We start from the raw sequence: 25,861 nt of genomic DNA, 5'->3' as shown, positions 1-25,861 counted from the left end.
CATCGGCACGGCAACGCGCGGGCGGGTGCCGGCGTGCCGCGTCAGCGGGGCAGGATCGGCGTGCAGACGAAGCGTCCGCTGCCCGGCAGGGGGACGATGGCGACGTCGATGCCGTAGAGGAGGCGCAGGGTCTCGGGCGTGACGGCCTCCTCCGGTCTGCCGAGTGCCACGAGCCGGCCCTCGTGCAGGAGTGCGACCGTGTCGCAGAGGAAGGCGTGATCCGGGTCGTGGGTCGAGAGAACGATGCCCATGCCGCGTTCCTTGAGGCGCCGCACTTGGTCGAGGACGCGGGCCTGATTGCCGAAATCGAGACTGGCGGTGGGCTCGTCCATGACGAGGAAGCGGGGTTCTCCCGCCAGCGCCCGGGCGATGAGGACGAGCTGGCGCTCGCCCCCGCTGATCTCCGTGTAACGCCGCTCGGACAGATGCCGGATGCCGAGGGTGGCGAGCGCCTCGAGGGTGATCGCCTCGTCCGCCCTACCGGGAGCGGCGAAGGCACCGAGGCGGCTCGCCCGGCCCATCAGCACCACGTCCTGCACGCGGAAAGGAAAGAAGGCGGCATGGGCCTGGGGCACGTAGGCGACGCTGCGCGCGAACCGCGCCCGCGACCAGGTGGTCACATCCTCGCCGTCGAGGGTGATCCGCCCGGCTTTCGCGGGGAGCAGGCCGAGGAGGGTCTTGAACAGGGTGGTCTTGCCGCCGCCATTCGGACCCAGAAGGCCGAGCACCTCGCCCGCCTTCAAGGTGAAGCCGATGCCCTCGCCGAGGGGCTTCGTGCCGTAGCCAAAGGCGAGGTTCTGGACTTCCAGGCTCAAGCCCAGCCCCCCTTCGCGGTGGCCAGGAGCCAGAGGAAGAACGGTGCGCCTATGAGCGCGGTGAGGATGCCCAGCGGCACCTCGATCGGTGCGACGGTGCGGGCGACGAGATCCACCGCCAGGAGATAGCCCGCCCCCATCAGGAGGGAGGCCGGAAGCAGGCGGCGGAAGTCCGGCCCGACGATCAGCCGGGCCACATGCGGGATGATGAGGCCGATCCAGCCGATCACGCCGGTGACGGAGACGGCGGCGGCGGTCACCAGGGTCGCGGCGGCGATGAAGAGCGGGCGCAGCAGGCGCGTCTCGACGCCCAGCGCCCTGGCCTCCTCCTCACCGAGACTCATCAGGTTCATCCGCCAGGCGAACAGGACGAGGGGCAGCAGGCCGAGCACCATCGCCGGCAGGATCGCGCCGACATCGCCGAGAGTGACGGAAGCGAGGCTGCCGAGCAGCCAATAGGTGATGGCGGGCAGCTGGTTGTAGGGGTCGGCCAGCACCTTCAGCAGTGAGATCGCTGAGCCGAGGACGGCCCCGATGGCGACGCCGGCGAGCACCAGGGTCAGTACCGGATCGTGCCGTCGCACTGCGAGGCCCACCGCGTAGACCGCGCCGACGGCGAGCAATCCCCCGGCGAAGGCGAGGAGCTGGATCGCACCCACGGGGAGCGAGAGAAAGATGCCGAGCACCGCGCCGAGGCTCGCGCCGGCCGAGACCCCGAGGATGTCGGGCGAGACCAGGGGATTGCGGAACAGGCCCTGGTAGGTCGAGCCTGCCGCGGCCAGGGCCGCGCCGACGACGAGGCTCGCCGCCACGCGCGGCAGGCGCACCTGCAGCACGACGATCTGCGCGGTCGGATCGATAGAGGAGGTCGCGCCGAGCAGCTTCGCCCAGAGGATGTGGGCGACGTCGGTCACGGGTACGGAGTACTTGCCCGTTGCCAGGGAGACGAGAACGAGGAGCAGCAGCGCAAGAAGCGGGAGCACGCCCGCCACGGCGAGGCGCAAGGCAGGCCGGGCGGCGAGGGAGGAGGCTGTCACGGGCGTGCGGCCCCTGCATCCTTCAGCAGGGTGTCCAACTGCGCCGCGTCGAGGTCCACATGGTAGAAGCGCCTGTAGAAATCGCGCGTGATGCCCTCCATCGGCTCGGGGAACAGGTCCGGATACAGTCGGGCCGCGAGCCAGCGCAGGCCGATCAGGCGGTTGATCCCCGGTGGGGAATCGAACCAGCCGAAGGGCAGGCGGGGCGTCTGGTAGACACGGCCGGCGCGCACGGCCCGCAGCGTGCTCCAGAGCGGATCGGTGGATATGGCCCTGTGGAAGGCGGGATCGAGGGTGACGATGGCGTCGGGATCCCGGGCGAGGACCTGTTCCGGCGAGATCGTGGTGAGTCCCGCTGCGCCCCCGCCCTCGGCGACGTTGCGGGCGCCGGCCCTATCGAGGATCTCGGTATTGATCGAGCCCGAAACCCCCGTCTCCAGGCCGCGCGGCCCGCGGGCGTAGTAGACGCGCGGCCGACGGTCGGCGGGGATCGAGTCGATCCGGCCCTTCACCTCGGCGATCATCGCCTCCGCATGGGTAGCGAGATCGCCGGCGCGCTCCGGGACGCCGATGAGTTCCCCGAGCTTGGCATAGGTCTCGGACGTGAGGTCGATGGCGCCGTCGAGGAGAATGTACGGAATGCCCGTCTGGGCCTGAACCCGGTCGGCGAGGGAGACATAGGTCGGCGCCGTGCTGCCCACGTCGATGATGAGATCCGGCTTCAGGGTCAGCACGGCCTCGACATTGGCGGTGTTGCCCTTGCCCGTCAGCCGGCCGTAGGCGGGCAGGTCACGCGTCTCCGGCGTCAGGAAGGCGGCCTCGTCGGGGGAGGGGGCGCGGACCCAGCCGATCATAGTCTCCGGGGCCAGGGTGTAGAGCAGGACCGAGGCTGGCGGACCGGCGGCGAGGATGCGGCGCGCACGCTCCGGCACCTCCACCGTTCGCCCGGCCGCATCGACGAAGGGGCGGGCAAAAGCCGCCTCCACGGAGAGGGCGATGCCCGCCAGAGTTATCGCGACCGCCACGAGCGCCTGCAAAGCACGGGACGGAACGTGGTTCCGGGCGGCGGCCGGCGGGATGAAGCAAAGGATCATGGCCTGGATCGTATCATGGCGACGGACGCGGCGCTCCGTGGCGCACGCGCCCAGAACCGCGGCCGCCGTACCCTCTCGTTTGTCATCCGCAGGGGGCTGCTATACAGCCCCGGCCTACCGATCCGCCCGGCGGAGGTGGAGGCTTCGGGACCTGCCGACGTGATGGTCGGCCATCCTCCCGATCCGTCATGGATCTGTCACCGCCGGCAGCGAGAGACGGTTGGTCGGGACGCCCCATCGAGGCGGCCGAGGAGAGAGCCTGATGAAGATCGCGATGATCGGCGCGGGGTATGTCGGCCTGGTCTCCGGTGCGTGCTTCGCCGATTTCGGCCACACGGTCTGTTGCGTCGACAACGATCCGGCCAAGATCGAGGCGCTCGAACAGGGGCGCATCCCGATCTTCGAGCCCGGCCTCAACACGCTGGTGGCCGACAATGTCCGCCAGAACCGCCTGACCTTCGCCACCGACCTGACGAGCGCGGTGGCCGCCGCCGATACAGTGTTCATCGCGGTGGGTACGCCGTCCCGGCGGGGCGACGGCTTCGCCGATCTCTCCTACGTCTATGCGGCGGCCCGTGATATCGCCGCCGCGCTCACCGGCTATACGGTGGTGGTGACGAAATCGACGGTTCCCGTCGGCACCGGCGACGAGGTCGAGCGCATCATCCGCGAGGCGCGGCCCGATGCGGATTTCGCCGTGGTGTCGAATCCCGAATTCCTGCGCGAAGGCGCGGCGATCGGCGATTTCAAGCGGCCCGACCGCATCGTCATCGGGGCCGACGACGCCCGCGCGGCCAACGTGATGAAGGAGGTCTACCGCCCGCTCTATCTCAACCAGGCGCCGATCCTCGTCACCGGCCGCCGCACGGCCGAACTGACGAAATACGCCGCCAACGCGTTCCTCGCCACCAAGATCACGTTCATCAACGAGATCGCCGATCTCTGCGAGCAGGTCGGCGCCAATGTGCAGGAGGTCGCCCGCGGCATCGGCCTCGACAACCGCATCGGCTCGAAATTCCTGCATGCGGGGCCGGGCTATGGCGGCTCGTGCTTCCCCAAGGACACGCTGGCCCTTGTGAAGACTGCTCAGGATTCCGGCACGCCGATCCGGCTGGTGGAAGCGGTCGTCGCCGTCAACGACCAGCGCAAGCGGGCCATGGCGCGCAAGATCGTCACCGCTTGCGGTGGCTCGGTGCGGGGCAAGACCATCGCGCTCCTCGGCCTCACCTTCAAGCCGAATACCGACGACATGCGTGACGCGCCGTCCCTCTCCATCGTCGCCGGCCTTCAGGATGCCGGCGCCCGCATCCGCGCCCATGACCCGGAAGGGATGGAGGGTGCCCGGGCGCTGATGCCGGACATCGCCTATGCCGACGACCCCTATTCCTGCGCCGAAGGGGCGGACGCCCTCGTCATCGTCACCGAGTGGAACGCCTTCCGCGCCCTCGACTGGGCGTTGCTCGCCGAGAGCATGGCCGCCCGGGTGGTGGTGGATCTGCGCAACGTCTACCGGGGCGAGGACGTGGCTCGCCACGGCTTCCACTATGTCGGCATCGGTGTTCCGACGCCGGAGGCGTGAGCCTCCCGCGGGATCAGAGGATGAAGTCGCTCGCCTGAAGATCGCCGACGACGGTCTTCAGCAGGATCTGGAAATCCGCCCGCCCGTTTCCGTCGACATCGCCTTCGAGGAAGGTGGAGCTTCCGGACACCCGCATATGCAGGTCTCCGGCTCGGGCGAGGGCGGCATCGCCGATGAAGGTGAAGCCTTGGTCGCCCTCGGCACCGGTCACCGCCTGGATCGCGGAGAGGTCGATCCGGTCCTGGCCCGAAGCAAAATCCGTGATCGTGTCGTAGGTCTTGCCGGTGGGGCTGTCCGAGATGGCCTGGAAGGCGAAGGTGTCGTTGCCGACGCCGCCCGTGAGCGTGTCCTTCCCCGCGCCGCCGACGAGGATGTCGCCGCCACCGTCACCCTTCAGCTTGTTCGCCGAATCGTTGCCGAGAAGCACGTTGTCGAGCGTGTTGCCGGTGCCGTTGATGGCGGCGTTCCCCGTCAGGGTCAGATTCTCGATGAACTGCTTGCCGAGGGAGAACGAGATGGAGGCCTCGACTCGGTCGGTGCCCGACATCGGCCGCTCGAACACACGATCCCCGGCATTGTCGACGATGTAGACGTCGTCGCCACCGCCACCGGTCATCGAATCCGCGCCGGCATAGCCGTCGAGGAGATCGGCGTATTTCGATCCGGTGAGGGTGTCGTCGCCCGACAGAATAGCCGCCCGAACGCTCCCGGCATCCTGCTCGCGATAGTCGAGGGCCTGCTCGGCCGTGATCGCGAGACCCTGGATCTCCAGGAGGGGGCTGGCGCCGTAGAACAGTGTGACGCCGTTGGTCACGCCCGTGACGGGGTAGGGGCCGGCCTCGTAGGAGAACCCGGACCCGACGATGTCGAAGAAGATGTCCTCGCTCAGCGAGGCGCGAAAACCCGTCTCGACCTGATGGGAAGTGCTGACCTGATCGTCATACGAATAGATGTCGATCGTATGCGCATCCAAGGGCAGCGAGGATTTGATCGTAACCACGGACGCGTTCTCCATCACCGTGTTCGCCCGCTCCCCGAGAGGAGCGGGCGGTGTCGATGATGTGATTGCAACCGAAACCTGAGAAAGGCTTAAGGCCGAGCATCCGCCTTGTGGGCGGAGCGGTCGGTCGCCGCAGCATGAGGCTGCAGTTCATCCCGAGCCGTACGCCGTCTCCGAGCCTTGCCCGGAGCCGGCGTGTTTCACGCCGCCGCGTCGATGGCGGTGGAGGCGCGGCGGACCTTGCGGTCCATGCCGTCGAGGAAGGCGTGGGCGTCTTCCTTGCGCTCGAAGACGTGCGGGGCGAGGCCACGATTGTTCAGCGCTTCTTCCATCTTGAGGCGCAGGAAGGCGCTCGTCGCGTAGCGAGTGGTGGTGAGATAGTAGTTCGCCGACAGGTATTGGATCATGCTGGCGTAATCGTCGTACAGGTTCTCGTTGATGCGGAACCCGTCATGGTTGACCACCGAGTTGACCCGCCGGCCGGCCTTCTTGCAGGCATCGACCAGAACCTTACGCAGGTCGTCGATGTCGCTCTTGATGCGGGCGTGCCAGCCTTCGAGGTTGAGGAAGAGGATGTTGCGCTCGGCGTCGTAGCTGACCCGTTCCGGCAGGTTGAGGTTGAGGAGATCTGAGAGCAACTCCATCGGCTCGTCCCGGAACAGCCGGGCATCCATCTGCGCCGGGTGCTTGATGATCGGCGTGAAGCCCATATGGGGCAGGATATCGCGCTCGATATCGATGCCCGGTGCCACCTCGATGAGTTCGAGTCCTTCGTCGGTGAGCTGGAAGACGCAACGCTCGGTGACGTAGATCACAGGCTGCGAGCGCTTCTGTGCATAGGGACCGCTGAAAGTGATCTGCTCCACCTGCGGCAGGAACTTCTGCGAGCGTCCCTCGGTGACGATCTTCAGCTTGCCGTCCTCGATCGTGGTCTCCAGGCCGCCCACGGTGAAGGTGCCGGCGAAGACCACGCTCCGCGCGTTCTGGCTGATGTTGATGAAGCCGCCGCAACCATTGAGCTTGCCGCCGAACGCGCTGGTGTTGACGTTGCCGTGCTGGTCGCACTCGGCCATGCCGAGGCAGGTCATGTCGAGGCCGCCGCCATCGTAAAAGTCGAACATCTGGTTCTGGTCGATGACGCAATCGGCATTCGTCGCCGCGCCGAAGCTCGACCCGGACGCGAGCACGCCGCCCACGGCACCGGCTTCCGTGGTGAGGGTGATGTAGGGCGTCACCTTCTCCTCGTTGGCCACCGCCGAGATGCCCTCGGGGGCGCCGACGCCGAGATTGACCACGCCGTTCGGCGGCAATTCGAAGGCCGCGCGGCGGGCGATGATCTTGCGGGCGTCGAGCTTCATTTTCTTCATGCCGCTCACTGGCACGCGGATCTGGCCGGCGAGCGCCGCATCGTGCTGCACGCCGTAGTTCATGCGGTGCATCTCGGGATCGGCCAGCACGACGCAATCCACCAGGATGCCCGGAACGCGCACGTCCTTGGGCAGCAGGAAGCCGTCATCGACGATGCGCTCCACCTGCGCGATGACGATGCCGCCATTGTTGCGCGCCGCCATGGCCTGGGCCAGGCAATCCAGGGTGAGCGCCTCCTTCTCGAAGGAGATGTTGCCGGCCGGGTCCGCCGAGGTGCCGCGGATGAAGGCGACGTCGATCTTGGTGGCGGTGTAGAACAGCCATTCCTCGCCATCGACCTCAACGAGCTTGACGATCTCGTCCGTCGTCACCTCGTTCACGCGGGCGCCGCCATGGCGCGGATCGACATAGGTATGCAGGCCGACCTTGGAGAAGAGGCCGGGCTGGCCGGCGGCGCAGGCGCGGTAGAGCTGCGAGATCACGCCCTGGGGCAGGTTGTAGCCGACTATCTTGTTGTCCTGGGCGGCTTTGGCCACCTTCGGCATGCGACCGAAATTGGCGGCGATGACGCGCTTCAGCAGGCCCTCGTGGTGAAGCCGGCCGGTGCCGAGGCCTTTGCTGTCGCCGGCGCCGGCGGTCATGATCAGGGTGAGGCCGCGCGGGGCGCCCGTGTCGACGAAGCGCTTCTCCAGGGCGGCATGAAGCGCCTCCGGGATGCAGCTCTGGACGAACCCCGTGGTGGTGACGACGTCGTCGTGCCGGATGAGGGCGATCGCCTCCTCGGCCGTGATCACCTTATTTTTCTTCATCGACCGGTCTATCCTCGGAGCGCCTCCCCCGTCCCGACCCTAACGCAAGTGATATCTTGCATAGTGTCGGGAGTGCGGAAGTCTTGTTTGGCGCCCATAGCGTAAAGATACGGTCCAGTTTCCGCAAGGGGCCGGTCTAGGGGTAGTAGCGGTGCGAATGTCTTGTTGCACTGCAGCGGATTGGTTGGTTCTCACTCCCCGATATCCGGCCTTTCCGGCGGTTCGCGAGGATTCTGCGCAATTGTCCGCTCTTGCTCGGGCGGCACGAACACTTTTGCGGTGCGGGAATGTCGACAATATTCAACATTCTGCGTTCCACCGCTGCTGAGCGCCTCGTACCGATCTCCATTCCCGGTGTTCCGATTATGTGGCGGGATCGGGCGCGGTTCGCCGTGGCTGGATGGTGTTCACGTCGGGCTGTCCTCGTGAAAGTCGTCCATCGGTCTTGCGTCCTGGAACCAGCGACGCTCGAAAGGACTGAGCGAGGGACGCGTCGGCTTGCCGGTGCGAGTCTGCTCGGGTTGCCGTGTCGTCGAACGCCCGGTGACGCGGGCTCGTCCGGGTAGTCCTTTCACGCGGCCCTCGATCCCATCAACGAAATTTCGAACCCACCATGATCGTCCGTTCGCGTCCAAACCTGATGGCGGTGCTGTTCACGCTTCAGGGCTCGATCCTGCCGAGGGTGGCGCTGAAGGTGAGTTTCATCACCGCAGCTGCCATCGGGGTCGTCGCGGTGGAGCGGGCATGGCCCCATCCCTTCCCGATGAGTGCCGGCATCGGCCCCTTCACCCTGGTCGGGCTGGCGCTCTCGATCTTCCTGAGTTTCCGCAACGGGGCCTGCTACGACCGTTGGTGGGAGGCGCGCAAAGCCTGGGGAACGCTGATCCTCGAAGCGCGCTCCTTTGCCCGCCTCCTGGCCGCGCTCCTGCCCGAGGAGCAGCATAGCGCCCTCCGCGCGCGGGCGCTGAGGCGCGTCATGGCCTTCGCCCTCGCCCTGCACGCACAAATGCGCCGAGGCGACGAGGCAGCGGCCGCGATGCCGTGGCTCCCCGAGGCGGAGGCGGCGGATCTGCACGCTCGGCCCAATCCGGCTGAAGCGGTGCTCGTCCACCAATTGGCCGATCTGGGGCAGGCCCGGCGCGAGGGCGCCGTCTCCGACATCCTGTTCGGCCTGGTGGAGCAGAAGATCGCCGCCCTCGGTCAGGTTCAGATCGTCTGCGAGCGTATCCAGAGCACGCCGCTCCCCTTCGCCTACACCCTGCTCCTGTACCGCACGGCCTGGATCTACTGTCTGCTCCTGCCCTTCGGGCTCGCGGGCACCCTGGGCTGGGTGACGCCCCTCGTGACGGCGCTCGTCGCCTATACCTTCTTCGGCCTCGATGCCCTGGGAGACGAGCTGGAGGACCCGTTCGGCACCGAACCCAACGACCTGCCCCTCGATGCCCTTGTCCGCGTGGTGGAGGGGATCGTCCGCGATGCCCTCGGTGAGCCGGCGCCGCCGCCCCTCGCGCCGGAAGGCTTCCTCCTGCGCTGAGGCGATGGTCGGGGCGATCCGCTCAGTATTCCCAGAAGATCCGCTGCAACTCCTTGGTGTCCTGCGTCTTCGTCAGGGCGACGGCGGCGAGGATCTTGGCCTTCTGCGGGTTGAGGTCGTGGGCGACGACCCAATCGTACTTGTCGTCGGGCTGCTCGGCATTGCGCAGGACGAAGCCGTCGCCGACACGGGACGAGCGGATGATCTGCACCCCCTTGGAGCGGATGTCCTTGAGGGTGTCGACGAGGTAGCCGGCCACCGAGCCGTTGCCGGTGCCGGCATGGATGATGGCCTTCGCGCCGCCGACCACCGCCGAGGTATAGGGTTCGGGGTGCATGTTACCCGAGCCGTAGACGATGGCGACGTCCGGCAGGGAGTCGATCGTCTCGATGTCGAACTCGGAGGTCGTGCCGTGGCGCTTCACCGGCGCGCGGAACCAGTAGGTCTTGCCCTCCACCACCATGCCGAGCGGCCCCCACTGGCTGAAAAAGGCGGAGGGCTTGATGTTCACGCGCTTGGTGCTGTCGCGTCCGGCCTGGATCTCGTCGTTCATGGTGAGGAGCACGCCCTTGGAGCGGGAATCCTTCGCGCCGGCGACCACCACGGCGTCGAGGAGGTTGAGGGCGCCGTCCGCCGAGATCGCGGTGGAGGGGCGCATGGAAGCGACCATGACGATGGGCTTGTCGGTCTTCACCACGAGGTCGAGAAAATAGGCGGTCTCCTCCACGGTGTCGGTGCCATGGGTGATGACCACGCCATCGACGTCGTCGCGTTTGACCAGGGCCGAGACCTGCTTGGCGAGTTGGATCAACTGGGCGTTGGTGAAACTCTCCGACGCGATCTGGAAGGCCTGCTCTCCGCGCACCTCGGCGATCTGGGCGATGGCGGGCACGGCGGCGATGAGCTTGTCCACCGGAACCTTGGCCGCCTGATAGGTGGCGCTGTTGGCGGCATCCGCACCGGCGCCGGCGATGGTGCCGCCGGTGGCCACGATGACGACGCGGGGCTTGGCCGGCGCCGGCGGCGCCGTGGCCTCACCAGGTTTGGCCGGTGCCGGTCCTTCGAGCGCCGAACCCGAGACCGGTGCCATGGGCAGGCCGAGGCCGAAGGCCAGGGCGATGGCCATCGGGAGAGCGCGGGAGCGGGAGGCTGAAGGGGCGAGCTGCATCGTGGTATCCTGTCACGGGCCTGATCCCCGCATTGTGGCCGCTCCCTCCGCTGAGGCACAGGCCAAAAAGGGGGCGCTCACAGGCTGTTCGCGCATCAATCCGCCCCGTTCGTAACAGGGAGGGTGGGCTTGGGCGGGCTGCGTCGCGCGGCTCGCGTGATCGTTCGGCATCCCGCCCATGGCCGTCATCGGGTATGGGCGCGGCCGGTGGTCCGGTAAATGCTTGCAATCGGAACGAAATGACGAGACTTTCGGATGTTGGGAGCCCCTCGTCCGGCTTGCATCCGATGCCCGGGTGCGGAGCCGGGCGCGAGGAACCGGTGTCGTCGCTCATGCGTCGTATCGTCTGGATCTGGGGATCGATCACGTGGTGTATATGGTCGATGCTCCAGAGCAGCAGGTAAGTTCCACCACGGACCCGCTGCTGCTCGACAATCAGCTCTGCTACGCGCTCTACGCCGCCGCGCATCGGATCACCCGGTCGTACCGGCCTATGCTGGAGCGGATGGGGCTGACCTATCCGCAATATCTGGTCCTCCTCGTCCTGTGGGAGACCGATGGCGTGACGGTGTCGGATATCGGTCGCCGCCTGAGGCTCGATTCCGGCACGCTGACGCCGGTTCTGAAACGGCTCGAGACGGCCGGTTTTCTGATCCGCCACCGACGGCAGAGTGACGAGCGCGAGGTCGAGATTCAACTGACCCAGCATGGCCGTGACCTTCGCGCCGAGGCTCGCCTCGTGCGGGAATCGGTGATGTGCCAGCTCAATATGTCGGAGCCGGAGGTCCAGGCCATGCGCGCCGATCTCAATGCCTTGATCGAGAACCTGAGCGCCGCCGGCTGAATACCACCTTGCATCGCCGTGCCGAGGGTCATTCCGCCGGTGCCGGCTGAGTTCGCGGTGTCACACGCGTGTCGTAGGAACGCGGGCTCTCTAAGCTCAAGGCTCGGAAAGCCGTCTTAGTTTGCCGGATAAGTTTTGCCTTGAGGGCAATCTTCTTTTTCCGGTAGAGCCAATCCGTGTTCGACACGTTGAAGCCAGCCTCGGCTGTTCCATCCTCGCGAGCCCGTCCTCGCGGGACAGACAAGGGGCTTCCGATGATCCGGAGTTCGATGGTCCTCGTACCGATCGCTCATGCTGTGAAAGCGCCCGTCTCGTCGCGCATGCGTACAGTACCCCGTCTCGACCTTCGCCGTTGGGCTCGGCCCGTCGAACCCGGACGGCGGCTGGGCGTTCACCTGCCATGAGTTCAGTCCAATTGGAGAGTGAGGCGGAGCCTCGACGCCAAGTCGGTGCCCTGCCGTTCCGGCGCCTTCCGGATGGCGGGTTCAAGATCCTCCTCATCACCTCGCGCGAGAGCCGCCGGTGGGTGATCCCAAAAGGCTGGCCGATGAAGGGTCGCAAGCCTTTCGAGGCCGCCGCCCGGGAAGCCTATGAGGAGGCCGGTCTCCTGGGCGAGATCGGCAAGAGGCCGCTCGGCTTCTATCTCTACGAGAAACGCCTGAAGAGCCGCGATTTCGTCCTCTGCCAGGTCAAGGTGTTCCCCCTTGAGGTGCGTAAGCAGCTCAAGCACTGGCCGGAGCGGAAGGAGCGCGAGGACCGCTGGTTCTCTCCCTCCGACGCGGCGGAAGCCGTGGCCGAATCCGGTCTGGCGGGCATCATACGAGCCGCCTGCAAGAGGGAAAGCGGGCTACTCGTTTCAAACGGATTGCTCAAAGGTGGCGAGAAGTGATTGCCAAGCCGCGTTTGATCCGCTAACTCCCCGCTCGTCCCGACACGTCGCGACGATCGGCTGCTGTAGCTCAGTGGTAGAGCACCTCATTGGTAATGAGGAGGTCGACAGTTCAATCCTGTCCAGCAGCACCATCTTCCTTCACAACATCGTTGATTGATCTGATGGTGTCCCGATGGTCACGGGACGTGTCGGTCGAGTGCTCAGACATGGCTGGGCACCTTACTTTCCTTCCCATTTTGATTCACGCGTATCGCCATGAGGCGGATGTGCTGGCGATTGCCTTGACGCTGTCGCGGCCGAGGCGATAGGGCTACGCCCCGTCTCGGCAGCCGGCCTGCGAAACCAAGGCTCGAGCGCGGGGCACATGTGTGCGGCGGTGTCGCCGGTTTCTCGGCATGGCGGCTTCCGACACGGGAGCGGCAGCGCGAACGGTCGGGGAAACGATCCGCGGCGCGGCGCCCCAGATCGATCGAGAGGGTTTCATCGTGAGCTTTGAGCCGGACCACAAGGCATTGGCGATTCCCGGCCCCGACGTTTCCGACGAGCGACCTTCGGCGGACGCGGAGTCCATCATCGCAGCCCTTGAGAAGGCGGCCGTTTCAGCCTCCGAGTCCCCACCGTCGCTCAAGATGGTGGACATGGCCAAGCGTCTCGTCGTCGAGCTGCGGGTAGCCTGTCGGGGGCGCCCCGACGCCAGGCCGATGATCCTGCGCGGTCGCGCCGCCCTCAAGAAGGTTGAGGCTGCGTACCGGCCCGAAGAGGCGGATGTGACCGAGAATGCGGTCTCCGCCGACGAGCGCCGCGCCGCGAAGGCCGAGGCGGCCCGCCGTCGTTTGGCCGAGCGGGAGGAGGTGTTCGCGCAGAATGCCGACCGCATGCGCAAGATCGTGGGTGCGTTGACGGCCGCCGCGAAGACCGAAGATCCAGGCCGCTTCACGGTCCAGGCCGGCCTGTGCCAGCAGATCTGGGACGAGATCGGCCCCGCGGGCCCGGAAGGGCCCGCCCTGCTCAAAGCCTATCGCAAGGCGACGGCTTTGTTCTGGGCCAAGGCCGGTGTGCCCGAGCCCGGCAAGGCCGAAGACGCCTGATGGTCTCCGGCCCCGGCCGGCTTCGAATATGCCGCGCCCCGGGACGCAGACGAGACGTCCCGGGGTTTCGTGGCTAGGTACGGCGGATCAGTGTACCCGCGCCGTGGTCGGTGAAGAGCTCCAGCAACACCGCGTGGCTGACCTTGCCGTCGAGGATGACCACGGCCTCGACGCCCTGTTCCAGCGCGTAGATGCAGGTCTCGATCTTCGGGATCATCCCGCCCGTGATGGTGCCGTCGGCGATGAGGCGGCGGCAATCCTCAAGGGTCAGGTCGGTGATCAGCTTCTTGTCCTTGTCGAGTACGCCCGGCACGTCGGTGAGCAGCAACAGGCGCTTGGCCCGCAGCGCCCCGGCGATCGCTCCGGCGAACGTATCGGCATTGACGTTGTAGGTCTGGCCGTCCGCCCCGAACGCGACCGGGGCGAGGACCGGAATCAGCTCGGCTTTCAGCACCGCATCGAGGACGCCGCGTTCCACGTGCTCGGGCTCGCCCACGAGGCCGAGATCGATCTCCTGCTCGGTCTGGCTCTCCGGGTCGAGGACGGTACGCGTCGCCTTGCGGGCGCGGACCATGTTGCCGTCCTTGCCGCAGAGACCGATGGCGCGGCCACCCTCGGCCGAGATCCAGCCTACGATCTGTTTGTTGATCGAGCCGGCGAGCACCATCTCGACCACCTCCACGGTGGCCTCGTCGGTGACGCGCAGGCCGCCCCGGAACTCGGATTCGATACCGAGCCGGCCGAGCATCCGTCCGATCTGCGGGCCGCCGCCATGGACGACGATGGGCTTGAGGCCGGATTGCTCGAGGAGGACGATGTCCTCGGCGAAATCCTCCGCCGCCGCGCGGTCGCCCATGGCGTGGCCGCCATACTTGATGACGACGATTTCCTGGTCGTAGCGCTGCATGTGCGGGAGCGCCTGGACCAGGACCTCAGCGCGGACATGCACGTTCGGGAGGGCGTCTTTTGCCAGAGATTCTTTCATCGTGAGGCACTGTCCTCGCTACGGCGCCGGATCGGGATGCGCGACGACGCGCTTCTAGCGCAGCGATGTCGCACTGCGAAGCGCCATAGCCGCCAAAGCTCGGAAAAATGGTCCCGCCGTGAAAGGCATATCCGTGGTGAGAACGGCCATCACCAAGGGGGAAGGGTATAACCAAGCGTTAACTCTGTCCTGTGATCCTTTGGACGATTGCACAGGACGCTTCCTCCGATGCTTGCCACGGATCCCACCGTCGCCCGTCCGACCCTCACCGGCCTTCGGAATCTGACTGCCGCCCTCGCCCAAATCGGGAAGGACACCGCCTCTCCCGCAGAAGTCTGGCGCAGACTGACCGACAGCTACGTCGTCGATCTCGATGCCGTCGCCAGTATCCTTCCCCGCGCCGAGCCCGAGCCGACCTGGCTCGTGCCTCGTAACGAGGACCGCCTCGTCACCGGCCGATCGCGGGCCAGCAAGGTGTCGCTTCGCGCATGAATCCGAAGTCTTCGCGCCGCGCATGAGAGCCATGTCCGGCCGGGGCCGAGGCCCCCTTGCGACAGGTTTGGCATCTGTCATGCTAGACAAAGTCTAATAAAAAACGACGAGGAACGCTCAGGCAACAATCACGCGGCCGCTCGACGCCTGAGCAACACCGCGGACCTTATTCGCCGAACCGAAAAAGGGGTCCGTCATGTCCGAATTGTTAGCCGTCGCCCTCGTTTGCTCCAGCATGATCGCGGCGCAGGATTGCTCGCGCAGCACCGCCCTCGACGTCGTCGTATCGCCCGCGCACACGCCGATGGAATGCATGATCCACGGCCAGACCATGGCCGCCTCCACCTGGAGCGCCGACGGCGAAAAGCGCTACGTCAAGGTGACCTGCGAGCGGCGTCACGCCGATTTTCGTGGCCTGCGCCGGGCCGGCTACGCCGCCGCCATCGTCCTCGTTCCGCGTCACGCGATCTGAGCGATCGCGCCAACAGGAACCCGAAGGTCGATCGAGGCCCGCAGCCTTACAAATCTCCCAGGCGGGTTTCGCAGACGTGGCCGCAGGTTCTGCGATGAAAGCCTGCTTCGCGCCTCACGCCTCGATCCGGAGCGTCTCGCCCCGTTCGAGGCGGCCCCCATGGAGCACCTCCGCGTAGACCCCGGAATCGGTATGGCCGAGGCGCGTGGAGAGCGTCCGGGGGATCGCGAGGTCACGGATGCCGGTCGCCGGATCGACATTCGTCGCCGCACAGCGCTCCGTCCGCTTTGAGATCCGCAGGCGCACGCCTCCCGCCGTGGCGAGAATGCGCCCGACGAGGTCGAGTTCGGCGAAGGGGGGAAGGCCGGAGAGGTGAAGGTTCGCGCGGAAGCGCAACGGATCGACGGGCGCGCCCACCATGTCCTCCGTCGCCGCGACGCTGGCGAGGTTGAGGAGCGAGACGAAGCCGCGTGCTGAATCGGTGAAGCGGAAGCCGTCTGGTGCGGTGAGTAGCCTCGGCGGCCCGCGCAGGGAGTCCGCGAATTCGGTACGGAAGAACGCTTCCACCGCCTCGCGCCCTTCCGGCGTCGAGAGGTCGGCCTCGACGGCGATGCCGTCCCCCTGGCGGATCGTCAGCACCGATGTTTCGTCGTCGTAGCGAGTACCGAGGCGGGCCAGGGCCTCGTGGCGCATCAGCATCAGGAACTTGATCTTGGGCTGATGCTTCGGCGCGGCCGGATCGAAGCCGGAAGGCCCGTTCTCGATGGCGAACAACCGGTCGCCCGGAAAATAGCGTCCCGCTTCCAGCGTCACTTGCTCCAGCCCCTCGGGCGAGAGCCCTTTCACGGGGTAGCGGTGGAGCGCTTCGAGGCGCAGTTCGGGAAGGCTGGTCGGCGTCGCGGTCATGAAGTCAGCCTCGCCCGAAGCCCTACTCGCGCGCAAGTCCGTGATCGGGTCTTGTGGTGCTCATTTGCAACACTACATCGTGAGCAATCGGCGGCCCTCGCGGCGCCGAGGCTTCCCGGGCCATCCGGTCGGGAAGCGACGTCTCGACGGGGCCGCGCCGCTTGGCGGGCGGTGGATCGTCGGCACGGGGGAGAGGACAGACATGAATTTCGAGATCTATACCGAACGCGCCCGCGGCTTCGTCCAGGCCGCGCAATCCCTGGCCCTTCGCGAAGGCCATCCGCAATTGCAGCCCGGCCACCTCCTGAAGGTGCTCCTCGACGATCCCGAGGGGCTCTGCGCCGGCCTGATCGACCGCGCCGGCGGACAGTCCCGCGTGGCCCTCGCCCAGGTCGAGCAATGGTTGGCCAAGCAGCCCAAGGTCTCGGGCAATTCCGCGCAGCCCCAGGCGACGCGCGAACTCGTGCGCCTGTTCGACACCGCCGAGAAGGCCGCCCAGAAGGCGGGTGATTCCTACGTCACCGTGGAGCGCCTGCTCCTGGCCCTCGCCGTGGAGAAGGACACCGAATCCGGCCGGGCCCTCGCCGCCGCCGGCGTGACAGCCGCGTCGCTGAACGCCGCCATCAACGCGCTCCGCAAGGGCCGTACCGCCGACAACGCCACGGCCGAGAACGCCTACGACGCGCTCAAGAAATACGCCCGCGACCTCACCGAGGCCGCGCGAGAGGGCAAGCTCGACCCGGTGATCGGCCGTGATGAGGAAATCCGCCGCACCATCCAGGTCCTGTCCCGGCGTACCAAGAACAACCCGGTTCTGATCGGCGAACCCGGCGTCGGCAAGACCGCCATCGTCGAGGGGCTGGCCCTGCGCATCGTCGATGGCGACGTGCCCGAGAGCTTGAAGGACAAGAGCCTGCTCGCCCTCGACATGGGGGCGCTGATCGCCGGCGCGAAGTATCGCGGCGAGTTCGAGGAGCGGCTGAAGGGCGTCCTGTCCGAGGTCACCTCGGCGGCCGGCGGCATCATCCTATTCATCGACGAGATGCACACCCTGGTGGGGGCCGGCAAGGCGGACGGGGCGATGGACGCCTCCAACCTGCTCAAGCCCGCTCTGGCACGCGGCGAGCTGCATTGCGTCGGTGCGACCACCCTCGACGAGTACCGCAAGCATGTGGAGAAGGACGCGGCCCTCGCCCGCCGCTTCCAGCCCGTCTTCGTGTCCGAGCCCACCGTCGAGGACACGGTCTCGATCCTGCGCGGCATCAAGGAGAAGTACGAGCAGCACCACGGCGTGCGCATCCAGGACGCCGCTCTCGTGGCGGCCGCGACCCTGTCGAACCGCTACATCACCGACCGCTTCCTGCCGGACAAGGCCATCGACCTGATGGACGAGGCGGGCTCCCGCCTGCGCATGCAGGTGGATTCGAAGCCGGAGGAGCTCGACAACATCGACCGCGAGGTGGTGCGCCTCAAGATCGAGGGTGAGGCCCTGAAGAAGGAGACCGATTCCGCCTCCCGCGACCGTCTGGTGCGGCTGGAGAAGGAACTGGCCGATCTCGAAGAGCAATCGGCCGCGATCACGTCGCGTTGGAAGGCCGAGAAGGACAAGTTGGGTGCCGCAGCCGAACTCAAGAAGAAGCTCGACGAGGCGCGCAATGAACTCGCCTCGGCCCAGCGTCAGGGCCAGTACCAGCGCGCGGGCGAACTCGCCTACGGCGTGATCCCTGGGTTGGAGCGGGAGCTCGCCGAGAACGAGGCGGCCGCTGAATCCGCCGTGGCCCGCGACGGTATGGTCGAGGAAGCGGTGACGCCGGCCCATATCGCTGGCGTCGTCTCGCGCTGGACCGGCGTTCCGGTGGACAAGATGCTGGAGGGCGAGCGCGAGAAGCTGCTCGGCATGGAGGCCGAACTGGGCAAGCGCGTCATCGGCCAGAGGGAAGCCGTCGATGCGGTGGCCACCGCCGTACGGCGTGCCCGTGCCGGCCTGCAGGATCCGAACCGGCCGATCGGCTCGTTCATGTTCCTTGGGCCCACGGGCGTCGGCAAGACCGAGCTGACCAAGGCGCTGGCGGGCTTCCTGTTCGACGACGACACGGCCCTCGTGCGGATCGACATGTCGGAATACATGGAGAAACACTCCGTCGCCCGGCTCATCGGCGCGCCTCCGGGCTATGTCGGCTACGAAGAGGGCGGTGCGCTCACGGAAGCCGTGCGGCGGCGGCCATATCAGGTCGTGCTGTTCGACGAGATCGAGAAGGCGCATCCGGACGTGTTCAACGTCCTCTTGCAGGTTCTCGACGACGGACGCCTGACGGACGGACAGGGACGGACGGTGGACTTCCGCAATACGCTTCTGATCATGACCTCGAATCTCGGGTCGGAATATCTGGTGGCGCAGACGGAAGGGCAGGATACGGATGAGGTCCGGGACGAGGTGATGGGTGTGGTCCGCCACCATTTCCGGCCGGAATTCCTCAACCGGATCGACGAGATCATCCTGTTCCACCGTCTCCGGCGGTCGGAGATGGGGGCGATCGTCGATATCCAGCTCAAGCGGCTGCAGACCCTCCTCGACGAGCGCAAGATCGCCCTCGACGTGGAGCCCGATGCCCGCGACTGGCTGGCCGACAAGGGCTACGACCCGGCCTATGGGGCGCGTCCGCTCAAGCGCGTCATCCAGAAGGCGGTGCAGGACCGCCTGGCCGAGCAGTTGCTCGCGGGCCGTATCCATGACGGCGAGGCGGTGCCGGTCCGGCTCGGCCCGTCCGGCCTGATGATCGGCGACGATCCCGGCCTGCCGGAGCGGCGCCCGGCGAGCGTCACGCTGAACTGAGGCGCGGCCCGTCTCACGGCTCCGGCAGGTTCGTCCCGCCGGGGCCGGTCAGGCGATGGCCGCCATCTCCCGTCTTATCTACCGAATAAGCGCGTTCGTCCCGGGCGGGGAGCCAGGCGTCGATCAGCGACCCGAGCCGCGCAGCGTCATCTTCACCCGCTGTTCGAGCAGGTTCCACCGCGCCGAGAACCCGCTCGCCACGCAGCCCCCATAGGTCTGGCCGACGAAAAAGCCCTGCGCGGCCCGGTTTCGGCATTCGAGTACGGGCGGCAGAGCCAGGACGACCAGGATTGCGCCGGCAATCGCCGCCACGCTGGCGAGGATGCCGAACAGCCATGCCAGCTGCGAGCCGTAGGCCTTTCTCCCCCTGTCATCACGGTCGGACCCGGTCCCGTCGGTCAAATCGCGGGACATCGCATCTGTCCGGGGTCGGCGGTCGCGGACGATCTCCAGGGGGGATTTGTTCGCCGGCTTCGTCACGCGTCGTCGTCCCCAAGAATCGCCGGTGCAATCTCCGCATGCAGTGTTGAAGGAAGATTGAAGGGGAGGCGGATGCGTCGCCTTTGCTTGGTGACAAGCCAAAACGCCGGGCTTGAGCCTGCTCCATGTTTGGGCAACATGCACGGCATCGGCCTGGTGGACCAGGACGGATCACGGCGGGATTTCAGATGTCGGCACGCAGTCCAGAATCCCGCAGTCCGGTTCCGTCCAAACCGGGAACCGGCCGCCCCGTTGGCGAAGTCGCCACCGATGGTGCCCTGTCCCGCCTCGGCATCCGCTTCACCGTCTGGGCCGAGCGCTGGTTTCCCGACGCGTTCATCTTCGTGGCCATCGCGGTGGTCATCGTGGCCCTCGGGGCGCTGGCCAATGGCGCGCCCGCGATGGTGGTGGCCAAGAGCTTCGGCGACGGCTTCTGGAGCCTGATCCCCTTCACCATGCAGATGGCCTTCGTCACCATCGGCGGCTACGTGGTGGCGACGGCGCCGCCGGTGCAGCGGCTGATCGACCGGCTCGCCCTGGTGCCGAAGACCGGGCGGGGCGCGGTCGGCTTCGTGGCGGCGGCGACGATGCTGTCGTCGTTCCTGAGCTGGGGCCTCAGCCTGATCTTCGGCGGCCTTCTCGCCCGCGCGCTCGCCCGCCGCACCGAACTCCGCATGGATTACCGGGCTGCCGGTGCCGCCGCCTATCTCGGCCTCGGCGCTACCTGGGCCATGGGCCTCAGCTCCTCCGCCGCGCAGCTGCAGGCGAATCCCAAAAGCCTGCCGCCGAGCCTGCTGCCGATCACCGGCGTGATCCCGTTCAGCGAGACGATCTTCCTCTGGCAGTCGATGCTGATCGCCCTGATCCTCTTCGTGATCTCGATCATCATCGCCTATGTCTCGGCGCCGCAGCCCGCCACCGCCGTGACGGCGGACGATCTCGGCCTCGACGTCTCGCGCGATAAGCCGGACGAGTCCCGGCCGCAGCAGCCTTCGGAATGGCTGGAACATTCGCCGATCCTGACCCTGCTCCTCGTCATCATTGCCGGCGGCTGGCTCTACCAGGAATTCGCGCGCCAGTCTTGGATCACCGCGATCTCCAACCTCAACACCTACAACCTGCTCTTCCTCACTCTCGGCCTGCTGCTGCATTGGCGGCCGCGGAACTTCCTCGCCTCCGTGGCGAAGGCGGTGCCGGCCACCGCCGGCGTGCTGATCCAGTTCCCCCTCTACGCGGCGATCAGCGCCATGCTGACCAATGCGAAGAACGCGGGCGGCACCTCGGTGTCGGACGTGATCACCCACGCGTTCGTGGCGCTGAACACCACGGGCAGCTTCCCGATCTCCATGGGTGTCTATTCGGCGGTGCTCGGCTTCTTCGTGCCGTCCGGCGGCGGTAAGTGGCTGCTGGAAGCGCCCTACGTCATGCAGGCGGCCAACGAGCTGCAGGTGCATCTCGGCTGGGCGGTGATGATCTACAACGCCGCCGAGGCGCTGCCGAACCTGATCAACCCGTTCTGGATGCTGCCGCTTCTCGGCATCCTCGGCCTCAAGGCCCGCGACATCGTCGGCTTCAGCTTCCTGCAGCTCATCATCCACCTGCCCGTGGTGCTGTTCCTGCTCTGGGCGCTGGCCTTCACGCTGACCTACCACCCCCCGGTCATGCCGTAGGGCTTCGCGGAGGCCCTTCGCGGATCCCCCCGCCGCCTTACGGGAGGATGGCCGCCCGCCGAGGCGTGAGCCAGCCGGATCTTGGCTGGCTCACGCTGTGACGGCGATTGACCGTACAACCCGCCGGCAATAGACGGAGCGACTGTTCTCAGAACCTGGACTTAAAAATAATGGCCGGCACGTATCTTACACTGGGTGCCGATTATTCATCGTCAGCGTCGGGCGTCACCGTTGGCGGGGACTACTTTTCCAGCGACCCATCGCTGACGATACATGTCGATTTTCGGTCGGGCATTCTAGCGATCGGAAATGAGTCCGACACGGATAGGCAGAGCCTCACATTCAATGCCGCCACCATGACCCGGCAGACCGGCGGTTTCTTTCTGGATTACTCGGACAGGACCGGCCCGACGGCACTGGAAGGGGGCGATTTCGCCGATCGGCTTATTGGCGGCTCGGGCAACGATCTCCTCGAAGGGGGCGCCGGTGCGGATCGCCTCGACGGTGGCGCCGGGCGCAACACGTCAAGCTACGAGCAGTCCGGGAGCGGCGTCAGGGTGAGCCTCGCATCCGGCATCAACACCGGAGGTGATGCCCAGGGTGATACCCTGACCAAGATCGGCAATCTCATCGGCAGCGCACATGACGATATCCTCGCGGGTAATGCCAGCGGCAACGTTCTGACCGGAGGCACCGGTAACGACACTTTGCGCGGTGCGGGCGGCCAGGACAGTTTGTGGGGTGGCGAGGGCGACGACCGGTTGGTCATCACCGGGGCGGCGTCGAGCCTCGATGGCGGCAACGGCAGGGATGCGCTGTTCGTGCAGGGCTCCGGCTATGTCGAGTTCGACGATAAGTCCTTCGTCAGCATCGAGAAAGTTTATGTCGGCGATGTCTCGACGGTGAACTTCTCGGACGTCAGCCAGGGCACCGTCATCATCTCGCGTGCTCGTGAGGAAGGAGGCTTGGGCATCGTCGGATCGCAGGGCGACGACACGATCCTCGGCGGTGAGAGCTCCAATTTTCTCTACGGCGCCGATGGCAACGACATCATCAAAGGCGCCAAGAATGGCGGTTTCTCCGTGATGGCGGGCGAGGGAGGCGACGACGTCATCAAGGCCGGACCTCATCTGTCGGTGATGGTCGGCGGCACCGGCAACGATAGCCTCTATGGCGGCGCCGAAAGCGATCTGTTCGTCTACGCCGATCATTTCGGGGCGGACGATGTCTACAAATTCAAACTGGGAGAGGACTTTCTCGACGTGGCGTTGATCGCCCAGAGCTTCAATGATGTCATTTACCATCAGATCGCCGGGACGAACGATACTGTGATCATGTTTCGCGGCATCGATGCTGCAAACACCATCACGCTTCACGACGTCGATGCCTCCCTGCTGAGCGAGAACGATTTCAACTTCGATTCGACGAACGGCCCTCTTCCGCTGGATCACACCGCCTTCCTCGGCACCTTTATCGGCTGAGTGCAGGCTATGGCGGTGGTTGAGCCCGCCGCCGGCTCAAGGGCCGTCCACCGCCGGCGATCGCATGTCAGGTTTCGACGGTGACAAGGCGTTCAGGGGCGTCCCTGCGGCGGGCCGCCCATGGCGATCACGCCGGCATCGGCGAGGCCCCGGGCCTCATCGGCGCCAGAGGCCACGAGCGAGAAGCTGATGGGCCGTAGCGGACCGCTGTCGTGGCCGGTTTCGCCCTCGGACCAGAAGCTGATGGATATCGGCGTGAACGCATCCGCCATACCCCTGCTCGTCAGACCCTCGGCGCGGGCGCGCGCATCGACGCGTTGCAGGAAGCCATCGCTCGGTACGCCGAGGCGTACCGGCCGCGTGTCAGGCTCGGCCTGCCAGACCGTAAGGACGAGGCAATGTCGGCCGTACCCGTCCTGCCCCCAGGATGCCACGTATCGCGGCGACAGCAGCTCCACCGCCTTCTCCCGGTCCGGCGCACGGCGCGGGATGGTCTCGATCGCCTCGCGCGAAGCGGGCCGCGTCGCCAGCCCCTGGAACGGCGTGCGGCCGTGGCGGATGTAGCCGAGGCAATCCTCGAAGATGATCCGCATAACTAGCGGCTCGTTCTCCTCGATCGGCGCGGCGTTGGCGGAGAAGGCCGCGAGGCAGGCGGCGAGCAGAATCCAGGGTTTGCGCAAACGATCCTCCCTTCGGTGCGAGGCCGGGCGGAGAGTGTACTATGGCCTCGATGGGCCGAGGGCCGTCCCGGTCCGGCCGGATGTCCCGTCGATGGGGGGAGCACTCGACATTGTCGGCGTCGAGCCATCCCCGATCACTGATCCTGGCGTCGGCACGCCGAGTTTTCATGTCTCGCTGACGGCCGACAGGCCCTTCCGAGGGGTGATTCCGCGCCGTCCCCGCATCGGTCGAACACTTCAAGCCGGAGGGAGACACCTTGATGGATAGGGCGATGCAGGCGTTAAAGGCCGCGGATGCTGGCCGGTTTCTCGAGAAATAGTCATAAAACTCAAGTACAAAATTCATATTGCCTGGCTGTTGGCGCAGAGATAGGCTAACGCCGTAATCCTATCCTCTTTGGCGGGTGTGACGGAAAGGAACGTCATGGCGTATGTAATGGGTACTGGTCAGGCCGATCTCATCGACTACGGCGAGGGTGTCACCGACGAGGAAGACTATATTCTCGGCTATGGTGGCAATGACGTGATCTACGGTCGAGGCGGGGACGATACCATTTTTGGCGACTCCGATTCGGCGACGAATTACATCGGCAGCGACACCCTCCATGGCGGCGGTGGCAACGATCTACTGATCGGAGATAACGGCGTCGATACGCTCTACGGCGGATCTGGCGACGACCGGTTCGTCATGCGCTACGACTTGTTCGTCGACGACGTCTACGGCCAGTCGGGTACAGATACTCTCGCGTTTTTCGCTTTCGACCGAGCCGCCAACGTCAATCTGAGCCAGAAGTCTTATTTCATTGTCGGTGGTGAGGAAGGCAAGCACACCGTCTCCGGCGTTGAGAACGTCAGTGGGACCGACCAGAACGATAAGCTCACGGGCGATGCCGCCAACAATCTCCTGAGCGGCAACATCGGGGACGACCAACTCAATGGCGGTGCCGGCAACGACACGCTTCAGGGTGGGGACGGGGTGGACCGGGTCGTGGGCGCCAGCGGCGACGATGTCCTCTCGGGGGATGGCTCGTCGGACAAGCTGTTCGGGGGCGACGGGAAGGACGTGCTGAACGGGGGTTCCAGCGACGACACCCTGTTCGGCGATTCCGGCAACGACTCGCTCCGAGGCGATGACGGCAATGACACGCTGATCGGCGGGGCCGGCAACGACAGACTGACCGGCGGCGCCGGCCGCGATACCTTCGTTTTCGATCGCCTCACGGGCAATGACATCATCACCGACTTCAGCCCCGGATCGGGCCCACCCGACGTCATTCGCCTGGAGAAGGATGTTCTGCGCTCCTTCGCCGCCGTGCTCGATCATGCCGAGGACACAGGCGCCAGCGTCGTCATCCAGTACGACGAGGGCAGCATCCGGCTCGCCGACCTGCATGTCGCGGATCTGCACGCGAGCGATTTCCTGTTCGTCTGAGCCTCTCCCACGCCGCCTCCCTCGTGCGATGGGGCTCGAAACGAGGGCCTCGCACGAGGAGGAGCTTTTCGGTGCGCGTCAGGGACCGGGCGGCAGGCGCTTACCGGCCGGGTGCCGCCTGTCGGGCTCCCGTCGGAACGAAGGCGGCGAGCGCGGCCAGCAGCCAGCCGGCCATCAGCAAGAGTCCGCCGGCCGGGGCGGCCATGGGAAAGAGCGGAATGCCGTGCATCGCCCGTAAGGACAGATCGCCGGAGAACAGAGCGAGCCCCATCACCAGGGCGGCGGCGGCGCCTCGGGTCGTGAGGCGATGAGTGATCCCGGTTGCGGTCAGGGCCACCAGAGCGATGATGGCGGGCGCGTGGAACAGGAGGAATTGCGCCGCCGTCTTCAGGCTGTCGGTGCCAGGAATATGGGCTGCCGCCGCGCTCGCGGCGACGCCCAGCAGGCCGGCGAGAGCGCCGAGTGCGAGAAGGGCGCGGTCGAAGCCGGTCATGCGCCGCGCTCGGACAGGAGCCGGGCAACGCTGGCGCGCAGTTCCGGCACGCCGCGATCGTCGCGGCTCGATGTGAGCAGGATTTCGGGGTAGGCCGCCGGGCGTTTGGCGATGGCCGAGCGGATGCCGGCGATGCGCGCCTCGATCTCTGCCTTCTTCAGGGCATCGCCCTTGGTCAGGACGATCTGGTAGCTCACGGCGGCCTTGTCGAGCCCGTCGAGCACGTCGGTATCGATGCTCTTCAGCCCGTGGCGGGAATCGATCAGCATGAAGACGCGGGCGAGGTTGGCGCGGCCCTTCAGGTAATCGTGGATCAGATCGGTCCAGGCCTCGACCTTGGTCTTCTCCACGGCGGCGTAGCCATAGCCGGGCATGTCCACCAGGGTCAGGCGCCCGCCGATATCGAAGAAGTTGAGCTGCTGCGTCCGCCCCGGTGTGTGCGATGTCCGCGCCAGGGTGTTGCGGCCGGTCAGGGCGTTGACGAGACTCGACTTGCCGACGTTCGAGCGGCCGGCGAAGGCGATCTCGACGCCCTTCATCGGCGGCAGGGCGGCGACGGTGGGCGCGGAGGACAGGAAGTCGGCCACGCCCGCGAACAACAGGCGGCCGGATTCGAGGAGGGCCGCGTCGGCTTCGGCTTGGGACATGGTGCGGCTCCGGCGTCAGGCTCTGGTCGGGGCGTCCCACATCGCCACCTCATCCGGAGGTG

Annotated in this window: 23 protein-coding genes and 1 tRNA gene; 12 read left to right on the top strand and 12 right to left on the bottom strand. The window is 66.4% G+C overall.

Annotation, left to right across the window (positions count from 1 at the left end; genetic code table 11):
- Nucleotides 1-41: 41 nt before the first annotated feature.
- The 3 genes from ASF26_RS13160 to ASF26_RS13150 are packed head-to-tail and all read right to left on the bottom strand — an operon-like array spanning nucleotide 42 to nucleotide 2,946.
- A complete protein-coding gene (locus ASF26_RS13160) occupies nucleotides 42-815 on the bottom strand; it encodes an ABC transporter ATP-binding protein (RefSeq protein WP_056254554.1) in 774 nt (257 codons plus the stop codon).
- Nucleotides 812-1,852 carry an iron ABC transporter permease gene (locus tag ASF26_RS13155; RefSeq protein WP_056254552.1) on the bottom strand — a complete coding sequence of 347 codons (1,041 nt, stop codon included), beginning with the start codon at nucleotides 1,850-1,852 and terminating at the stop codon, nucleotides 812-814. The genes ASF26_RS13160 and ASF26_RS13155 overlap by 4 nt, the downstream gene beginning before the upstream one ends.
- Nucleotides 1,849-2,946, bottom strand: coding sequence for an iron ABC transporter substrate-binding protein (locus tag ASF26_RS13150; RefSeq protein WP_056254551.1), 1,098 nt, complete (start codon nucleotides 2,944-2,946; stop codon nucleotides 1,849-1,851). The genes ASF26_RS13155 and ASF26_RS13150 overlap by 4 nt, the downstream gene beginning before the upstream one ends.
- A 262-nt stretch (nucleotides 2,947-3,208) precedes the next feature.
- Between ASF26_RS13150 and ASF26_RS13145 the strand changes: the two genes are divergently transcribed.
- Nucleotides 3,209-4,525, top strand: coding sequence for a UDP-glucose/GDP-mannose dehydrogenase family protein (locus ASF26_RS13145; protein ID WP_056254549.1), 1,317 nt, complete (start codon nucleotides 3,209-3,211; stop codon nucleotides 4,523-4,525).
- A 13-nt stretch (nucleotides 4,526-4,538) separates the two neighbouring features.
- On the opposite strand, the gene ASF26_RS13140 is transcribed toward ASF26_RS13145, so the two are convergent.
- Nucleotides 4,539-5,525, bottom strand: coding sequence for a M10 family metallopeptidase C-terminal domain-containing protein (locus ASF26_RS13140; RefSeq protein ID WP_244475923.1), 987 nt, complete (start codon nucleotides 5,523-5,525; stop codon nucleotides 4,539-4,541).
- 200 nt (nucleotides 5,526-5,725) lie between these two features.
- Complete coding sequence (locus tag ASF26_RS13135) at nucleotides 5,726-7,702, bottom strand: CoA-transferase (protein ID WP_056254542.1); 1,977 nt, start codon at nucleotides 7,700-7,702, stop codon at nucleotides 5,726-5,728.
- A gap of 613 nt (nucleotides 7,703-8,315) precedes the next feature.
- Between ASF26_RS13135 and ASF26_RS13130 the strand changes: the two genes are divergently transcribed.
- Entirely contained in the window at nucleotides 8,316-9,236 is a 921-nt protein-coding gene (locus ASF26_RS13130; protein ID WP_056254539.1) for a bestrophin family protein, read from the top strand.
- Between the two features lie 22 nt (nucleotides 9,237-9,258).
- On the opposite strand, the gene ASF26_RS13125 is transcribed toward ASF26_RS13130, so the two are convergent.
- Nucleotides 9,259-10,404, bottom strand: coding sequence for a type II asparaginase (locus ASF26_RS13125; protein ID WP_156462986.1), 1,146 nt, complete (start codon nucleotides 10,402-10,404; stop codon nucleotides 9,259-9,261).
- Between the two features lie 376 nt (nucleotides 10,405-10,780).
- Here ASF26_RS13125 and ASF26_RS13120 point away from each other — a divergent pair, with 376 nt between their 5' ends.
- From ASF26_RS13120 to ASF26_RS13105, 4 genes are all read left to right on the top strand, one after another.
- A complete protein-coding gene (locus ASF26_RS13120) occupies nucleotides 10,781-11,248 on the top strand; it encodes a MarR family transcriptional regulator (protein ID WP_056254536.1) in 468 nt (155 codons plus the stop codon).
- A gap of 400 nt (nucleotides 11,249-11,648) precedes the next feature.
- Nucleotides 11,649-12,137 carry an NUDIX hydrolase gene (locus tag ASF26_RS13115; protein WP_056254533.1) on the top strand — a complete coding sequence of 163 codons (489 nt, stop codon included), beginning with the start codon at nucleotides 11,649-11,651 and terminating at the stop codon, nucleotides 12,135-12,137.
- A 59-nt stretch (nucleotides 12,138-12,196) separates the two neighbouring features.
- Nucleotides 12,197-12,271: transfer RNA gene (locus ASF26_RS13110), tRNA-Thr, on the top strand.
- A gap of 264 nt (nucleotides 12,272-12,535) precedes the next feature.
- Entirely contained in the window at nucleotides 12,536-13,228 is a 693-nt protein-coding gene (locus ASF26_RS13105) for a hypothetical protein (protein ID WP_244475922.1), read from the top strand.
- A gap of 73 nt (nucleotides 13,229-13,301) precedes the next feature.
- On the opposite strand, the gene argB is transcribed toward ASF26_RS13105, so the two are convergent.
- Nucleotides 13,302-14,213 carry an acetylglutamate kinase gene (gene argB / locus ASF26_RS13100; protein WP_018045323.1) on the bottom strand — a complete coding sequence of 304 codons (912 nt, stop codon included), beginning with the start codon at nucleotides 14,211-14,213 and terminating at the stop codon, nucleotides 13,302-13,304.
- A 228-nt stretch (nucleotides 14,214-14,441) separates the two neighbouring features.
- Between argB and ASF26_RS13095 the strand changes: the two genes are divergently transcribed.
- A complete protein-coding gene (locus tag ASF26_RS13095) occupies nucleotides 14,442-14,705 on the top strand; it encodes a hypothetical protein (protein ID WP_056254527.1) in 264 nt (87 codons plus the stop codon).
- Nucleotides 14,706-14,901: 196 nt separating this feature from the next.
- Complete coding sequence (locus ASF26_RS13090) at nucleotides 14,902-15,177, top strand: hypothetical protein (RefSeq protein ID WP_056254523.1); 276 nt, start codon at nucleotides 14,902-14,904, stop codon at nucleotides 15,175-15,177.
- Nucleotides 15,178-15,291: 114 nt separating this feature from the next.
- Here ASF26_RS13090 and ASF26_RS13085 read toward each other — a convergent pair whose 3' ends face one another.
- Entirely contained in the window at nucleotides 15,292-16,083 is a 792-nt protein-coding gene (locus ASF26_RS13085; protein WP_056254520.1) for an MOSC N-terminal beta barrel domain-containing protein, read from the bottom strand.
- Nucleotides 16,084-16,285: 202 nt separating this feature from the next.
- On the opposite strand from ASF26_RS13085, the gene clpB reads away from it, so the two are divergent.
- Nucleotides 16,286-18,916, top strand: coding sequence for an ATP-dependent chaperone ClpB (clpB, locus tag ASF26_RS13080; RefSeq protein WP_056254517.1), 2,631 nt, complete (start codon nucleotides 16,286-16,288; stop codon nucleotides 18,914-18,916).
- A 123-nt stretch (nucleotides 18,917-19,039) separates the two neighbouring features.
- Here clpB and ASF26_RS13075 read toward each other — a convergent pair whose 3' ends face one another.
- Complete coding sequence (locus tag ASF26_RS13075) at nucleotides 19,040-19,330, bottom strand: hypothetical protein (RefSeq protein ID WP_244475921.1); 291 nt, start codon at nucleotides 19,328-19,330, stop codon at nucleotides 19,040-19,042.
- A gap of 254 nt (nucleotides 19,331-19,584) precedes the next feature.
- On the opposite strand from ASF26_RS13075, the gene ASF26_RS13070 reads away from it, so the two are divergent.
- Both ASF26_RS13070 and ASF26_RS13065 read left to right on the top strand, forming a co-directional pair.
- Nucleotides 19,585-21,066 carry a TIGR00366 family protein gene (locus ASF26_RS13070; protein WP_056254511.1) on the top strand — a complete coding sequence of 494 codons (1,482 nt, stop codon included), beginning with the start codon at nucleotides 19,585-19,587 and terminating at the stop codon, nucleotides 21,064-21,066.
- 170 nt (nucleotides 21,067-21,236) lie between these two features.
- The gene (locus ASF26_RS13065; RefSeq protein WP_156462985.1) at nucleotides 21,237-22,547 is read left to right on the top strand and encodes a calcium-binding protein; all 1,311 of its coding nucleotides are present in this window, start codon (nucleotides 21,237-21,239) and stop codon (nucleotides 22,545-22,547) included.
- 92 nt (nucleotides 22,548-22,639) lie between these two features.
- Here the strand turns inward: ASF26_RS13065 and ASF26_RS13060 are convergent, their stop codons facing one another.
- Complete coding sequence (locus ASF26_RS13060) at nucleotides 22,640-23,227, bottom strand: hypothetical protein (protein WP_056254505.1); 588 nt, start codon at nucleotides 23,225-23,227, stop codon at nucleotides 22,640-22,642.
- A 406-nt stretch (nucleotides 23,228-23,633) separates the two neighbouring features.
- Between ASF26_RS13060 and ASF26_RS13055 the strand changes: the two genes are divergently transcribed.
- Complete coding sequence (locus tag ASF26_RS13055) at nucleotides 23,634-24,659, top strand: calcium-binding protein (RefSeq protein ID WP_280136356.1); 1,026 nt, start codon at nucleotides 23,634-23,636, stop codon at nucleotides 24,657-24,659.
- A 100-nt stretch (nucleotides 24,660-24,759) separates the two neighbouring features.
- Here the strand turns inward: ASF26_RS13055 and ASF26_RS13050 are convergent, their stop codons facing one another.
- Both ASF26_RS13050 and yihA read right to left on the bottom strand, forming a co-directional pair.
- The gene (locus tag ASF26_RS13050; protein WP_056254498.1) at nucleotides 24,760-25,152 is read right to left on the bottom strand and encodes a DUF423 domain-containing protein; all 393 of its coding nucleotides are present in this window, start codon (nucleotides 25,150-25,152) and stop codon (nucleotides 24,760-24,762) included.
- Entirely contained in the window at nucleotides 25,149-25,799 is a 651-nt protein-coding gene (gene yihA, locus ASF26_RS13045) for a ribosome biogenesis GTP-binding protein YihA/YsxC (protein ID WP_018045314.1), read from the bottom strand. The genes ASF26_RS13050 and yihA overlap by 4 nt, the downstream gene beginning before the upstream one ends.
- Nucleotides 25,800-25,861 lie beyond the last annotated feature (62 nt).

It is taken from the genome of Methylobacterium sp. Leaf93 (assembly GCF_001422345.1).
Lineage (GTDB): Bacteria > Pseudomonadota > Alphaproteobacteria > Rhizobiales > Beijerinckiaceae > Methylobacterium > Methylobacterium bullatum.
The sequence above is the reverse complement of the archived record's forward strand: the minus strand, read 5'-3'. Positions and strand labels throughout refer to the sequence as shown.